The sequence below is a fragment of the Pseudomonas sp. 30_B genome (assembly GCF_017491605.1).
Classification (GTDB): domain Bacteria; phylum Pseudomonadota; class Gammaproteobacteria; order Pseudomonadales; family Pseudomonadaceae; genus Pseudomonas.
In genome coordinates this window covers 58,464-72,834 of the sequence record NZ_JAFGYY010000012.1, presented here as the reverse complement: position 1 = coordinate 72,834, position 14,371 = coordinate 58,464, and the positions used below count along the sequence as shown (strand labels likewise).

Annotated in this window: 14 protein-coding genes; 12 read left to right on the top strand and 2 right to left on the bottom strand. The window is 63.9% G+C overall.

Translation table 11 applies throughout. From position 1 onward, the window contains the following. Positions 1-194: 194 nt before the first annotated feature. Positions 195-539 (bottom strand): cupin domain-containing protein, encoded by a 345-nt coding sequence (locus J5M67_RS15155; protein WP_207886162.1) that lies wholly within the window; start codon positions 537-539, stop codon positions 195-197. Between the two features lie 390 nt (positions 540-929). On the opposite strand from J5M67_RS15155, the gene J5M67_RS15150 reads away from it, so the two are divergent. The 7 genes from J5M67_RS15150 (at position 930) to phnX (ending at position 8,269) form a co-directional block, all read left to right on the top strand. Then, positions 930-1,286 (top strand): metalloregulator ArsR/SmtB family transcription factor, encoded by a 357-nt coding sequence (locus J5M67_RS15150; protein ID WP_207886161.1) that lies wholly within the window; start codon positions 930-932, stop codon positions 1,284-1,286. Positions 1,287-1,338: 52 nt separating this feature from the next. Then, positions 1,339-2,343, top strand: a complete 1,005-nt coding sequence (locus J5M67_RS15145; protein ID WP_207886160.1) for an ArsJ-associated glyceraldehyde-3-phosphate dehydrogenase — start codon at positions 1,339-1,341, stop codon at positions 2,341-2,343. A gap of 17 nt (positions 2,344-2,360) precedes the next feature. After that, complete coding sequence (gene arsJ / locus J5M67_RS15140; RefSeq protein ID WP_207886159.1) at positions 2,361-3,596, top strand: organoarsenical effux MFS transporter ArsJ; 1,236 nt, start codon at positions 2,361-2,363, stop codon at positions 3,594-3,596. Positions 3,597-3,943: 347 nt separating this feature from the next. Further along, complete coding sequence (psrA, locus tag J5M67_RS15135; RefSeq protein WP_207886158.1) at positions 3,944-5,032, top strand: iron-containing alcohol dehydrogenase PsrA; 1,089 nt, start codon at positions 3,944-3,946, stop codon at positions 5,030-5,032. Between the two features lie 111 nt (positions 5,033-5,143). Then, the gene (locus tag J5M67_RS15130; RefSeq protein WP_207886157.1) at positions 5,144-6,439 is read left to right on the top strand and encodes an MFS transporter; all 1,296 of its coding nucleotides are present in this window, start codon (positions 5,144-5,146) and stop codon (positions 6,437-6,439) included. 41 nt (positions 6,440-6,480) lie between these two features. Beyond that, positions 6,481-7,341, top strand: coding sequence for a LysR substrate-binding domain-containing protein (locus J5M67_RS15125; RefSeq protein WP_207886156.1), 861 nt, complete (start codon positions 6,481-6,483; stop codon positions 7,339-7,341). A 100-nt stretch (positions 7,342-7,441) separates the two neighbouring features. Beyond that, positions 7,442-8,269 (top strand): phosphonoacetaldehyde hydrolase, encoded by an 828-nt coding sequence (gene phnX, locus J5M67_RS15120; protein ID WP_207886155.1) that lies wholly within the window; start codon positions 7,442-7,444, stop codon positions 8,267-8,269. A gap of 191 nt (positions 8,270-8,460) precedes the next feature. Here the strand turns inward: phnX and J5M67_RS15115 are convergent, their stop codons facing one another. Beyond that, positions 8,461-9,354 carry a LysR family transcriptional regulator gene (locus J5M67_RS15115; RefSeq protein ID WP_207886154.1) on the bottom strand — a complete coding sequence of 298 codons (894 nt, stop codon included), beginning with the start codon at positions 9,352-9,354 and terminating at the stop codon, positions 8,461-8,463. 178 nt (positions 9,355-9,532) lie between these two features. On the opposite strand from J5M67_RS15115, the gene J5M67_RS15110 reads away from it, so the two are divergent. The 5 genes from J5M67_RS15110 (at position 9,533) to J5M67_RS15090 (ending at position 14,365) form a co-directional block, all read left to right on the top strand. After that, positions 9,533-10,561, top strand: a complete 1,029-nt coding sequence (locus tag J5M67_RS15110; RefSeq protein WP_207886153.1) for an alpha/beta hydrolase — start codon at positions 9,533-9,535, stop codon at positions 10,559-10,561. Positions 10,562-10,574: 13 nt separating this feature from the next. Next, positions 10,575-11,786 carry an MFS transporter gene (locus J5M67_RS15105; RefSeq protein ID WP_207886152.1) on the top strand — a complete coding sequence of 404 codons (1,212 nt, stop codon included), beginning with the start codon at positions 10,575-10,577 and terminating at the stop codon, positions 11,784-11,786. Beyond that, positions 11,783-12,223, top strand: coding sequence for a cyclophilin-like fold protein (locus J5M67_RS15100; RefSeq protein WP_207886151.1), 441 nt, complete (start codon positions 11,783-11,785; stop codon positions 12,221-12,223). Before J5M67_RS15105 ends, J5M67_RS15100 begins: the two co-directional genes overlap by 4 nt. 263 nt (positions 12,224-12,486) lie before the next feature. Further along, a complete protein-coding gene (locus J5M67_RS15095) occupies positions 12,487-13,269 on the top strand; it encodes an SDR family oxidoreductase (RefSeq protein WP_207886150.1) in 783 nt (260 codons plus the stop codon). A 97-nt stretch (positions 13,270-13,366) separates the two neighbouring features. After that, positions 13,367-14,365, top strand: a complete 999-nt coding sequence (locus tag J5M67_RS15090) for an AraC family transcriptional regulator (protein ID WP_207886149.1) — start codon at positions 13,367-13,369, stop codon at positions 14,363-14,365. Positions 14,366-14,371: the final 6 nt, after the last annotated feature.

Below are 14,371 nucleotides of genomic sequence, written 5' to 3'. Positions count from 1 at the left end.
TTCTGGACGCCCGCGATGCTCCGCGACCTGAAGGCCTGGCTGGAGCAACATCCGGACGGCGACCTGCACCTGCTGGTACAGGCCGCGCTGCTGGAAGAGACCGCGAAGGCCTAGCCCCACCTGCGCCGCGCCGGCCTGGAGCCCGAGCTCCAGGCCGGCGCGGCGCTTCTTCGTTCCGACTCGATGCGCCGGATTCACCCCAGCCGGACGATATCGACCGAAATTTCCACCGCCGCCACCGTGCCCCGGTTCTCCAGCCAGTGCGTGGTGTTCCGGTCCTCCGGCCACCCCACGCCCGGCCCGTAGTCCGTGGCGACGCCATTGCGATGGTCGGTGATGGTGCCCTGCAGGATGAAGACCGTGCCGGGCCTGTCGATATGGTTGTGCACCGGCCCGAACACACCACCCGGCTCGATAGTCACCTTGCGCATCCGCAGCTGGCGCCCGGCCATGCCCTCGATCTCCGGGCCCAGGTCGATCGAAGCCAGTAACTCCACCGTTACGCCACGGGTCTCGGGTGCCGCCTGTTGGTCGCTCATCGTAATCTCCTCGGCGTGCCGCCGGGCCTCAAGTCGACAGAGGTCGTGAAGCAACCTCTCCCCCTAGTGAAGCCCTGCTTTGGCGGCCACAACATCCCGGCGAAACGGGAAGGCGACGAAGGGTCGAACAGGCCATCTGCAAATGGCCGGGAGCGGCCAGAGGGGCGCCTTGGCACATCCGTGGGTCCATACCCCCCGGTCCTCCTCAGGCACCCGCGCCGGCGCCCCGCTCGTTTTTCGCTACTCCGCCTTCCCGCACTTGCCTCATATCTGAAAAGTCGCATATTCGATTTTCCATATGTGATCATATGGCATCGCTTCGACCATGCGCCCTGTCGCTCTCGACGACTCAGGTGGCGCAACAGAATGAATGCCAACGCAGAGGCCGCCATGGCTGACCCACTGAGTCCAACCACCGTATTCAAATGCCTGGCCGACGACACCCGCGTGCGCCTGATGCTCCTGATCACTCGCGAAGACGAATTGTGCGTGTGCGAACTGACCTGCGCCCTGGATGAAAGCCAGCCGAAGATTTCCCGTCACCTTGCCCAGCTGCGCACCGGTGGCTTGCTGGCGGATCGACGCCAGGGCCAATGGGTGTATTACCGCTTGCACCCTGAACTTCCCGATTGGGTGCGCCACCTCCTGAGTACCGCGCTGGAGGCCAACCGGCAGTGGCTGGAGCCCGACAGCAATCGCCTGGACACCATGGGTGATCGCCCGGAGCGGGCCGCCGCCTGCTGCTGAGCAATCGCCTGGGCCTCTCCTCTTCCTTCAACGAACATCCGAGCGCACCAACATGAGCATCAAAATCGGCATCAACGGTTTCGGCCGTATCGGTCGTCTGGCACTGCGCGCCGCCTGGGACTGGCCGGAATTCGAGTTCGTCCGGATCAACGACCCGGCCGGCGATCCCGAAACCCACGCCCACCTGATCAACTTCGACTCGGTGCACGGCCGCTGGCATCACGAAGCCAGTGCCGACGGCGACTCGGTAATCATCGGCGGCAGGCGCATCGAGGTCACCGCCAACAAAGCCATCGCCGACACCGACTGGTCCGGCTGCGATCTGGTCATCGAGGCCAGCGGCAGGATGAAGTCGGTTGCCGTGCTCCAGGCCTACCTCGATCAGGGCGTGAAGCGCGTCGTGGTAAGCGCTCCGGTGAAGGAGGATGGAGCCCTGAACGTCGTCATGGGCGTCAATCAGCACCTGTTCGATCCGGTCCGGCACCGCATCGTCACGGCGGCCTCCTGCACCACCAACTGCCTGGCTCCGGTGGTGAAGGTGATCCACGAGAACCTCGGCATCCGCCACGGCTCGATCACCACCATCCACGACCTGACCAATACCCAGAGCATCCTCGATCAACCGCACAAGGACCTGCGCCGCGCCCGCGCCTCCGGCATGAGCCTGATCCCCACCACCACCGGTTCGGCCACCGCCATCGCGGAAATCTTTCCCGAGCTGCGGGGGCGCCTCAACGGTCACGCCGTCCGCGTTCCGCTGGCCAACGCCTCGCTGACCGATTGCGTATTCGAGGTCGAACGGGAAACCAGCGCGGATGAGGTGAACCGCCTGCTCAAGAGCGCCGCCGAAAACGAACTGAAGGACATCCTCGGTTATGAGGAGCGCCCCCTGGTCTCCATCGATTACCGCACCGACCCGCGCTCGTCGATCATCGACGCGCTGTCGACGCTGGTCGTCAATGGCACCCAGGTGAAGATCTACGCCTGGTACGACAACGAATGGGGCTACGCCAACCGCACCGTGGAACTGGCGAAGCTGGTCGGCCTGGCCGGTTGAGAGAGCAGGACGGGATCATGAAGGCGCTGTCGTCCCTCGCCCCGGAATTCCGGCAGTACCTGCTGGTGACGGGAAACTACTGGGCATTCACCCTCACCGATGGCGCCTTGCGCATGCTGGTGGTGCTGCACTTCCACGCGCTGGGCTATTCGCCCCTGCAGATCGCCGCCCTGTTCGTGTTCTACGAGCTCTTCGGTGTAGTCACCAACCTGGTGGGCGGCTATCTCGGCGCGCGCATCGGCCTGAACCGCACCATGAACATCGGTCTCGCCACGCAGGTGGTGGCCTTGCTCATGCTCACGGTTCCATCGGCCATGCTGAGCATTCCCTGGGTGATGGCCGCACAGGCCCTGTCGGGCATCGCCAAGGATCTCAACAAGATGAGCGCCAAGAGTTCGATCAAGCTCCTGGTGCCGCACACGCAGCAAGGCAAGCTCTACCGGTGGGTGGCGATCCTCACGGGCTCGAAGAACGCCCTCAAGGGCGTCGGCTTCTTCCTGGGCGGTGCACTCCTGGCCCTGCTCGGTTTCAGGGGGGCCGTGCTGGCAATGGCCCTGATGCTGGGCTTCATCTGGATCGGCAGCATGCTGTCGCTGAAAAAGGACCTGGGCAAGGCCAAAGCCAAACCCAGGTTCCGCGACCTGCTTTCCAAGAGCCGGGCGATCAACGTCCTCTCCGCGGCCCGTCTGTTTCTGTTTGGTGCGCGTGACGTCTGGTTCGTGGTCGCCCTGCCCGTCTACCTGAGCGCATCCTTCGGCTGGGACGTCTGGCAGGTGGGCGGCTTCCTCGCCGCCTGGGTGATCGGCTACGGCATTGTCCAGTCCTTCGCCCCGGCCTTGACCGGCAAGCAGCGCGGGCATGTCCCGGACGGTCGCGCGGCGTTTATCTGGGCGACGCTGCTTGCCGTCTTGCCAGCGGCGATTGCCATTGGCCTGAATACCCGCCTATCCACCGAAGCGGTGTTGCTGGGCGGCCTGATGCTGTTCGGCGCGCTCTTCGCGGTGAACTCCTCCCTGCACAGCTACCTGATCGTCTCGTATGCCAAGGAGGACGGCGTGTCGCTGGACGTGGGCTTCTACTACATGTCCAACGCCCTGGGACGCCTGATCGGCACGCTGCTTTCCGGGTGGGTATTCCAGGCGTATGGCCTGGCGGCGTGTCTCTGGATATCGACAGTCTTCGTTCTGTTGGCCGCTGTCATTTCCAGCGCATTGCCCGGGCATGCCGGGGCGACGACAACCGCTCAGCGATGAGGGCGGACGCATGCGGGCCTTTCAAGTAACAGGAGACCGCCACCTGCATCGTCGTCATCACCCTCATGGTGGTGCTCACCAACCTGCTCTTCAACCGCCTGCGCCACGCCATCTTGGGTAACGGGCGGCACCGACCCGCCCCGACTTCCTCCCCCTTCCGCCGCAGCCTCCTGCCGCGTGTGCCTTACGTACGCGCGCCGGGCAGGCTCACGCCTGGAGTTTGCGCAGGATGCCCGCACCCGCCGTTATCGGTCTGGCCGATGCCCACCTGCGATCAATCGATTGGAACGAAACCGACGAGCCCCCGAGCATGGCCCCCAGGTTCAAACAACAACAAGGAACTGCCCATGCCTGCCCGATTCCACAATCCCGTCGCCACCGTTTTCGGCGGCGGCAGCCTGGACCGCATCGCCGACCTGTGCGAAGGCACGGTCGCCCTGGTGACCTTCCCCGAAGCCACGCAACTGGGGCTGGTCGACCGCGTCCGCGGCCTGCTCGGCGAGCGCCTCGCCTACCTCATCGACGACGTGCAGCCCAACCCCGACGTGGCCTGGCTGCGCGATGTGCACGAGCGCTTCTGGCGTGAAGCGGCCGACTGCAGCACCGTCCTCGCCCTCGGAGGCGGCAGCGCCATCGACACCGCCAAGGCGCTGATCGTCGGCACCGCTTCCGGGCACTTCGACGAACTGCTCGACCTGCTGGCCACCGGCAAGCCCTTCGTCCCGGCGCGGCACAAGACGCTGATCGCCGCGCCGACCACCGCCGGAACCGGCAGCGAAGTGACGCCCTGGGCGACCATCTGGGATGCCCGACAGCAGAAGAAGTACTCCCTGCACCTGGACTGCACCTGGCCCAAGGTCGCGCTGATCGACCCGGACCTGATGCTCAGCGTGCCCGCCGGGGTGACCGTGTCCACCGGGCTGGACGCGCTGTCCCATGCGCTGGAGTCGATCTGGAACCACAACGCCAACCCGATCTCCGACACCTTCGCCGTCTCCGCCATCGAGGACATCCTCGACTGCCTGCCGCGCCTGCAGCAGGACCTCGGCAACCGCGAACTGCGCTCGCGCATGGCCCTGGCCGCGCTGAAGGCCGGCATGGCCTTCTCCAACACCAAGACCGCGCTGGCCCACTCCATCTCCTACGAGATGACCCTGCGCCACGGCCTGCCCCACGGCATCGCCTGCTCCTTCACCCTGCCGCTGGTGCTGGGCCTGGCCTGGGGCCGCGACGCCGACCGCGACCGCACCCTGCAGCGGGTATTCGGCAGCGAACGGGTTACAGCGCAGCAGCGCCTGCGTGAGTTCCTCCATCGCCTCGGGGTCAAGACCGAGTTCGGCGACTACGGCGTGACTGCCGCCGAAGCCGAAGCGATGATCGACTTCGCCATGCAGGGTGCCCGCGGACGCAACTTCATCGGCTCGCAAGCCGCCTGACGCCGTCCTTCACCGGGCGGCCCCAGCGGCCGCCTTTTCCTGTTGCACCAGAAAAGAGTGCCGACACGCCGAGCTTTCAGTCGGCGCGAGCGAACAAGAAGGAAAACAGCCATGAACCGTGCACAAACCCTGTCTGGCCCCATCTCCGCCGTCGCCCCCTTCCGCGTTGCCCAGTGGCGCATGCTGCTGGCCGCGATGTTCTGCTACCTGTTCTTCTACACCGGCCGCCAGACCTTCGGCTTCGCCATCCCCGGCATCCAGGCCGAATTCGGCCTGAGCAAGGAGACCCTCGGCTGGGCTTCCAGCGCCATGCTGTGGATGTACGCCATCGGCCAGGCCATCAACGGCAACCTCGCCGACAAGTTCGGCGGCCGGCGCATCATGAGCCTGGGCGCGGCGCTGTCCTGCGCGGCCAACTGGGTCACCAGCTTCGCCGGCGGCTTCGGCAGCCTGATCCTGCCCTGGGGCATCAACGGCTACTTCCAGGCCCTGGGCTGGGCGCCGGGCAGCCGCCTGCTGTCGAACTGGTGGAGCGCCGCCGAGCGCGGCAAGGTCTATGGCTTCTACGTCTTCGCCGCCGGCTGCGCATCGGTGCTGTCCTATGTCACCTCAGTGGTGGTGATCGACGTGCTGCACCTGGAGTGGCGCTGGATCTTCCGCCTGCCGGTGCTGCTGATGCTCGCCGGCGGCATCGTGTTCTACCTGGTGGCCCGCGAACGCCCGCAGGACATGGGCTTCGAACCGCTGGCCGATACCGGCGTGGCAAACGCCGAGGACCGCGCCAGCGAAGCCGCCCACGGCCAGGAAGAAACCTCGACGCAGCGCTACCTCGCGGTGCTGAAGAACCCGCGCCTGCTGGTGGCGGCGCTGTCGCTGGGCTTCCAGAACGCCGCGCGCTACGGGCTGATCGTCTGGGTGCCGGTGCACTTCCTTGGCGCCGACTGGCAGAAGGGCCAGAGCTTCATCGACCCGAAGTGGATCACCATCGCCCTGCCGGTCGGCATGGCCGTGGGTGCGCTGAGCAACGGCTGGGTATCCGACCGCCTGTTCGGCAGCAAGCGCTACCGCGCGATCATGCTCTACATGGTGCTGGGCGCCCTCACCAGCCTGTGGATGTGGAGCCTGCCGGCACACAGCGGCGTCGGCCTGCTCGCGCTGTTCCTCTGCGGCTTCTTCGTCTACGGCCCGGCGTCGAGCTTCTGGGCGCTCTGCCCGGATCTGGTCGGCGCACGCCGCGCCGGCACCGCCACCGGCATCATGAACTTCTCCTCCTACCTCTTCGCGGGCCTGGCCGAACCCCTGATCGGTCGCATGTTGGACACGACCGGCAATACTTCACTGATCTTCATCGTGGTCACCACGGCATGCGTATGCAGCGCGGTGGTCGCCCTGTTCGTCCGGCGCTGAGGGCACGGCCATGCGGCAAGCCCTCCTGATAGAGAAGCCTCATGTACCAGTACCACAAGTGGTTGCGCTCCTTTCATGCCGTGGCCCGCACCGGCAGCTTCACCCAGGCGGCGGCGCTGCTGAGCGTCGGCCAGCCGACCATCAGCGAGCAGGTCAGCGGCCTGGAGAAGCGTTTCTCGGTGGAGCTGTTCCACCGCCGCGGCCGCTTCATCGAGCTGAGCCCGGCCGGGCAGCAGCTCTACGCGATCACCCAGGGCCTGTTCGGCCAGGAGGACGAAGCCTTGCAATTGCTGCAGAGCTTCCAGCAGCGCAAGCAGGGCATGCTGCGCCTCGGCGCGGTGTCGCCGCCGATTGCCATGAGCCTGACCTACTCGCTGATGCAGCGGTACCCGCACATCGAACTGGAGACCTCGTTCACCAGCGAGGCCGGTACCCTGGAGCGGCTGTACAACTTCGACATCGACGTGGCGATCCTCGCCCTCTCGGAGTTCGACCAGCGCCTGAGCACGCAGCTCTACCGCACCTGCCCGATCCTCGCGGTGGTACGCGACGACCACCCCTGGGCGCAGCAGGAATCGGTCAGCGTGCAGGAGATCGCCAAGGAGCGCGTGGTACTGCGCGAACCGGCCTCGCGCACCCGCCAGCTGGTGGAGGAAGGCTGCCGGCGTCACGGCGTGAAGCTGGACTGTGCGATGCAGCTGAACAGCCGCGAGGCCATCGTCCATGCGGTGGTGCACGGCATCGGCGTGGGCTTCGTCTCGGCGGTGGAATATGCCGACCGACCGGGCACGCGCTCCATCGCCTTCGCCGAGGACCCGTTCCACATCAGCTACTACCTGTGCTGCCTGGGCATCCGCCGCAAGCGGCCGATCATCGCCGAGCTGTTCGACTCCACGGCCTGATCGTCACCCGCCCCCCCCTGAAACCGCGAGCCTGCCACGACGCCGGGCGGGCCGCGCTCACCTTCGATTTCACCAATAATCCCCTCACAGGAGCACCACCATGCATTACCAGCAACCCAAGCAACTGCAAGCCGCCATCCTCGACTGGGCCGGCACCGTGGTCGACTTCGGTTCCTTCGCGCCGACCCAGATCTTCGTCGAGGCCTTCGCCGAGTTCGGCGTCCAGGTCAGCCTGGAAGAAGCCCGCGGCCCGATGGGCATGGGCAAGTGGGACCACATTCGCACCCTGTGCGACATCCCCGCCATCGGCGAACGCTACCGCGCCGCCTTCGGCCACCTGCCCACCGACGACGACGTCACCGCCATCTACGAGCGCTTCATGCCGCTGCAGATCGAGAAGATCGCCGAGCATTCGGCACTGATCCCCGGTGCGCTGGACGCCATCGCCGCGCTGCGCCGGCAGGGGCTGAAGATCGGTTCCTGCTCAGGCTACCCGGCTGTCGTCATGGAGAAGGTGGTGGCCCTGGCGAAGACCAATGGCTATGTCGCCGATCATGTGGTCGCCACCGACGAAGTACCGAACGGCCGCCCGCACCCGGCCCAGGCGCTGGCCAACGTGATCGCCCTCGGCATCAGCGACGTGGCGGCCTGCGTGAAGGTCGACGACACCTGGCCGGGCATCCTCGAAGGCCGCAGCGCCGGCATGTGGACCGTCGCGCTGACCTGCTCGGGCAATGCCCTGGGCCTGACCTATGAGCAGTACAAGGCGCTGCCGGCGCACCAGCTGGAGCAGGAGCGCCAGCGCATCGGCCAGATGTTCGAAGGCTCGCGCCCGCACTACCTGATCGACACTATCGCCGAACTGCCGGCAGTGATCGCCGACATCAATGCGCGCCTGGCGCGGGGGGAGATGCCGCAGGGCTGCTGATCCCAGGAGCGAAAAGGCCCGTCAGCGACGGGCCTGAATCTGACGGTGACGTTGAGCGATAGGCAGGCGCAGGGACAGGAATGCATAGCGCAACGCTATCGCAGGCGCTCGCTATCGCTCAACCAGGCAGCAATCGGCCATTAGCGGACAGATCGGGCAATGATGTGGAGGCCCTTCCCGCAGTTACACATCTACTTCGTTAATCGCAGCGCCTCGAGTACAAGAGCGAAGGCCGGCGAAGGTTGCCTGCGGCTGGGGTAGTAGAGGTGATAGCCGGAAAACGGCTCGCACCAGTCTTCCAGCACCCGAATCAACCGCCCCTCTTCAAGATGAGGGGCAAACTCGTCTTCGGGCAGGTAGGCGATGCCCAGGCCTCCGACAGCGGCGTCGGCGATGTGGGTGGTGGTGTTGAATACCAGTTGCCCGTCGACCCTCACCCTCAGTTTTTTGCCTTTGCGCTCGAACTCCCAGGCATCCACTCCGCCGTAGGTGGGAAAGCGGATATCGATGCACCTATGCGAAGCCAGGTCGTTAGGATGCTTGGGTATGGGATGCTCAGTGAAATAGCTGGGGGCGGCCACCACGGCCATGCGCAGATCGCCGCCGATGGGCATGGCGATCATGTCTTGCGCCACGGTACCGCCGAAACGCACGCCGGCATCGAGGCGGTCAGCCACGATGTCGCGGAAGCCATAGTTGATATCGAATTCGAGCTTGATGTCCGGATAGGCCGCCAGAAGAGGGATCAGCTTGGGCAGCAAGGTCGTCTTGATGATGTTGTCGCCACAGGTGATACGAACCTTGCCCGCCGGCTTGTCGCGCAGCTCGGTCAGGGCATCCAGCTCGGCTTCGATCTCATCGAAACGGTGGCCGATGGCGTCCATGAGCCGTTCACCCGCTGCCGTCAGCGAAACACTGCGGGTGGTGCGTGTGAGCAAGCGAATCTGCAGCCGTGCCTCCAACGCCGACACAACCTGACTCACCGCAGATTGGGTAACGCCCAGGTGCGCTGCTGCGCGAGTGAAACTGCCTTCACGCGCCACTGTCACGAAAGCTTGCAGGTCGTTGAAATTATGCCGAGGCATGCGCCCATCCTCTGATTCAGTAGTAGAGGTTATAGCGGCTTTAAGCATTCATTAGCTAATCAAAGCCTCATTCTTTCACGACAATGCTGTGGCCCTCTCATGTTTTTGCACGCGAGTGGGCCATGCAGTCGTCAGAACCACCTCGACGATTGATCTTCAATCCGTGAGAGATGACCCAATGAAGAGATTTCTCGTAGCCCTGGGCCTTCTGCTCAGCTCGGTCACAGCCCTGGGAGCCGATATGTCCAATGGTGCAGACAATTTTTTCAAGAGCGACAAGGTGACCATGGAGAAGGTCAGCTTCAAGAACCAGTACCAGATGAAGGTGGTGGGCAACCTCTTCATCCCCAAAAGCGTAGGTACCACCGCCCGTAGCCCCGCAATCATCGTTGGCCATCCCATGGGCGCGGTTAAGGAGCAGAGCTCCAACCTGTACGCCCAGAAACTGGCGGAGCGAGGCTTCGTGACCCTGGCGCTGGACCTCTCGTTCTGGGGCGAGAGCGAGGGCAGCCCACGCAACGCCGTTCTCCCCGATCTCTATGCGGAAGATTTCAGTGCGGCTGTCGATTATCTCGGCACCCGGGCGTTCGTGGATCGGCAGCGCATCGGCGTGCTGGGTATCTGTGGCAGCGGCAGCTTCGTGATCAGTGCGGCCAAGATCGATCCGCGCATGAAGGCTATTGCAACGGTCAGCATGTATGACATGGGCGCCGCCAATCGCAACGGCCTCAAGCATTCGCAAACGCTGGAGCAGCGCAAGCAGGCAATCGCAGCAGCAGCCGAGCAGCGCTATGTGGAGTTCGCCGGCGGCAAGACCCAGTACACCAGTGGCACCGTGCACGAGCTGACGGACGATACCCACCCGATCCAGCGCGAGTTCTTCGATTTCTACCGCACGGCTCGTGGTGAGTTCACTCCGGCGGATTCCAGTCCCGAGCTGACCACCCACCCGACGCTGACCAGCAACGTCAAGTTCATGAACTTCTATCCGTTCGCGGATATCGAGACCATCTCCCCACGCCCGATGCTGTTCATCGCTGGCGAGAACGCCCACTCGCGCGAATTCAGTGAGGAGGCATTCCGCCTGGCAGGTGACCCCAAGGAGCTCTACATCGTCCCCAACGCCGGACACGTCGACCTGTATGACCGGGTGAATCTGATTCCATTCGACAAACTCACCCAGTTCTTCCAGAACGGTCTGAAGTGATCCGGTGGGCACCATGAATACCTCACTTAGCGCCCACGCTGAACAGCCATTGTCCCGCCCCAGTCATTGGAGCGGGGTATTGGCGATGACGCTCTGCGTCTTTGCCCTGATCGCCTCGGAATTCATGCCCGTCAGTCTCCTGACGCCGCTGGCAGCCGATCTGCATGTCAGCGAAGGCGTGGCAGGGCAAGGCATTGCCATCTCCGGTGCCTTTGCCGTGCTGACCAGCCTGTCGATCACCTGGCTGGCCGGTAGCATGGATCGCAAGACGCTCCTGCTTATCCTGACAAGCCTGATGGCGATATCCGGCGCTGTTGTAGCGCTCGCACCGAGCTTCACCCTCTACATGGTCGGACGAGCGTTGATCGGTGTTGTCATCGGCGGCTTCTGGTCGATGTCAGCGGCAACGGCGATGCGTCTGGTGCCCGACGAGCAGGTGCCCAAGGCGCTGGCCGTTTTCAACGGTGGTAACGCGCTGGCCACGGTGATCGCGGCGCCCCTGGGCAGCTATCTGGGGGCGGTGGTCGGCTGGCGTGGCGCGTTTCTCTGCCTGGTGCCGATTGCGGTCGTCGCACTGGTCTGGCAATGGATCAGCCTGCCCAGCATGCAGGCCCAGGTGCGGAAGCGTGCTGCGGGCAACGCTTTCAGGCTACTCGGCACTCGTTCGGTGGCCTTCGGCATCACGGCTTGCGGCGCCTTCTTCATGGGGCAGTTCGCACTGTTCACCTACCTCAGACCGTTCCTGGAAACGGTGACGCAGGTCGATGCCACCACGCTGTCGCTGCTCTTGCTGGTAATCGGTGTTGCCGGCCTGGGTGGGACGCTGTTCATCGGCGCCCTGCTGAAGAAAGGGTTGTATCGCACGCTGATGGCTATTCCGCTGCTGATGGCGGTGATTGCCCTTGCGCTGATCCCGGCCGGCAGCGCAGTCGCTCCGGTGGCGATCCTGCTGGGCCTGTGGGGGCTGATGGCTACGGCAGCACCTGTCGGCTGGTGGAGCTGGGTCGCCCAGGCGATGCCCAACGATGCCGAGGCCGGCGGTGGGCTGATGGTGGCAGTGGTGCAGCTTGCCATCGCCTCGGGCTCGATGCTGGGCGGCTGGCTGTTCGACTACAGCGGCTACCAGAGCACCTTTACTGCCAGTGCGGCCATTCTATTGGTTGGTGCGGTCGTGACGCTCATGGCCATGCGTGCACAACCAGGCCGGAGTCAGGAGTTTTCATGATCAGCCAGCATTTCTGCCGTACGGGCGTCCGCCTCTGCCTGCTGCTGATGCTCAGTGGCTGCGTAATTGCGGCGCCAAAGCCGAAGGAGGAACGTATGTGGATGACCGTTGGCGACAAGCGCTTCGCTATTACCCTGGACGATAGTGAGACCGCGCGGGCGTTCGCGCAGTTATTGCCCCTGACCCTGGACATGACCGAGCTCAACGCCAATGAAAAGTACGCGAGCCTGCCGCAGCGGCTGCCAGCCCGTTCGGTGAGGCTTGGCACCATCCGCAATGGAGATCTGATGCTGTACGGCAACGATACGCTGGTGATCTTCTACCAAACGTTTGAGTCAACCTACGCATACACCCACCTGGGGCGAGTCGACAGCCCCGATCAGCTTGTCGAGACTCTAGGGAAGGGGAATGTGTCGGTTCACTTTTCTACGGACTAGGTGCATCAGTTGGCCTGAAAAATGTTTGTTACCTACCGGTTACTGCCGCTCACCAGTGGCAGCTAAGGGTCGGTAGCAGCCCTTGTGCAAGCACCGTTTCCGCACGGCCGATTGCCCAGAGTGCGGCAGCAAAAGTCCTCTCGAGGAGTTCCGGCAGATTGGCATGATCGGAATTAGACTTGGCGTGATGCGCCAGTGCCTCCTTGCCAAGCGAACCTTAGCATCTCCCTACCCATTGGTTTGATCATAAAACAGGAGATGTCATGGAATTCCGGACTGCATTGATTACCGGAGCCTCGAGCGGTATCGGACTGGAACTGGCGCGCATCCATGCCAGCAAGGGTGGCGATGTCGTGCTGGTGGCGCGTTCGCGCGACAAGCTGGAGGCCATAAAGCGAGAACTCCAGGCGCAGCATGGCGTGAAGACTTACGTGATCGCGGAGGATCTGGCCGACCCGGGCGCAGCGGATCGCGTCTTCCGCGCCACGGAGTCCCTGGGATTGTCCATCGATGTCCTGATCAACAACGCCGGCTTCGGCGGGCACGGAAAGTTCGTCGAACGCGATCTCGGCGCTGACCAGGCCATGATGCAGGTGAATATGGCGGCCCTTACCTCGCTGACCCACCATTACCTGAAAGGCATGGTTGACCGGAGGCGCGGGCGCATCCTGAATGTCTCGTCGACTGCATCGTTCATGCCCGGCCCGCTGCAGGCGGTGTATTACGCAACCAAGGCCTACGTCACCTCTTTCACCCAGGCCATTGCCGAGGAGGTAAGGGAGTATGGCGTGACGGCCACGGTGTTGTGTCCGGGTGCGGTAGCGACCGGGTTCGTCGCGGCGGGCGACCTGCAGGGCGTCGATGTCTGGAAGAATGCCAGGACGGCGGAGTCCGTGGCGCAGTGCGGATACCAGGCGATGGAACGAGGTGAGCTGGTAGCCTTCAACGAATGCAAGTTGCGGGTCATGCTCGACTGGATCGTTCCTCTGTTGCCTCGCAGAACGGTGCTCAAGGTGTCGCGCCAGGCGATGGAGAAGACATCCTGAGCCAGGCTCGGGTGCCGGACGCCCAGCCGGCCCACTGACCTGCCGCCGTGGCCTCCCAGTGCCCGCCAGCAACCCGACTCCAGGGGACATCTCGACCATGAAGCAAGCCAGGCATTTTGCCGTGCATCCCGGATGGAAACTGATCATCGCCGATCTGAGAATAGCCGCCGGAGACCTGCTGACCCTGGCCGAGCTACCAGCCGACCTGTTCAGCCGCAAGGACGCGACGTTATCCCCGCCCGAATATTTCCGGCTTTTTGTTGGCCTCGAACAGTTGGTCGGCGAATCGCACCTGCCTCTGCGTCTTGGCGGCGCCATTTCGGTCGAGGCCTTCGATCCGTCTCTTTTCGCCTGCCTGTGCAGCCCGAATCTCAATATCGCCCTCACTCGCCTTGCCGAGTACAAGCGACTTTGCGGCCCCCTGGCACTGGAAGTCTTCGTCCGCGACACGCATACGGAGGTCTTCATCGAATGCTACGGTTACGACCGCCCGTTGCCGCGCAGCCTCTGCGCCATGGAGCTGGTATTCCTCACTCACCTGGCACGTCTCGCCACGCGGCGGGACATCGTTCCAACAGAGGCGGAGCTGGTGGCGCTACCGGATCAGGCTCAGCCTTGCGAAGAGTTCCTCGGGTGCCGTCTGCAGCGAGGCGCTCGCAACCGGATTCGCTTCTCGGCAGAAGATGCCGCCCTCCCGTTCCTCACCGAGAACGTCTCCATGTGGCAGTTCTTCGAGCCGGAACTGCAGACGAGGCTTTCGATGCTGGAGACCGGAGCCAGCACTCGCGAGCGGGTACGCAGTGCGCTGCTGGACATGTTGCCCAGCGGCCGGAGCAGCATCCAGGACGTGTCCGACCGTCTGGCGATGAGCAAGCGCTCACTGCAACGCCACCTGGCAGACGAGGCCCTGAGCTATCAGGAGGTGCTTGACGACACGCGAGCGAACCTGGCCCGCCACTACCTCTCCCGCTCGACCATTTCTCCAGGAGAAATCTCCTTCCTGATTGGCTTTCAGGATGCCAATTCATTCCTGCGCGCGTTCAAGGCCTGGACGGGCATGACTCCCGGGGAATACCGGAACCAGAACTACCATTGAAAGCAA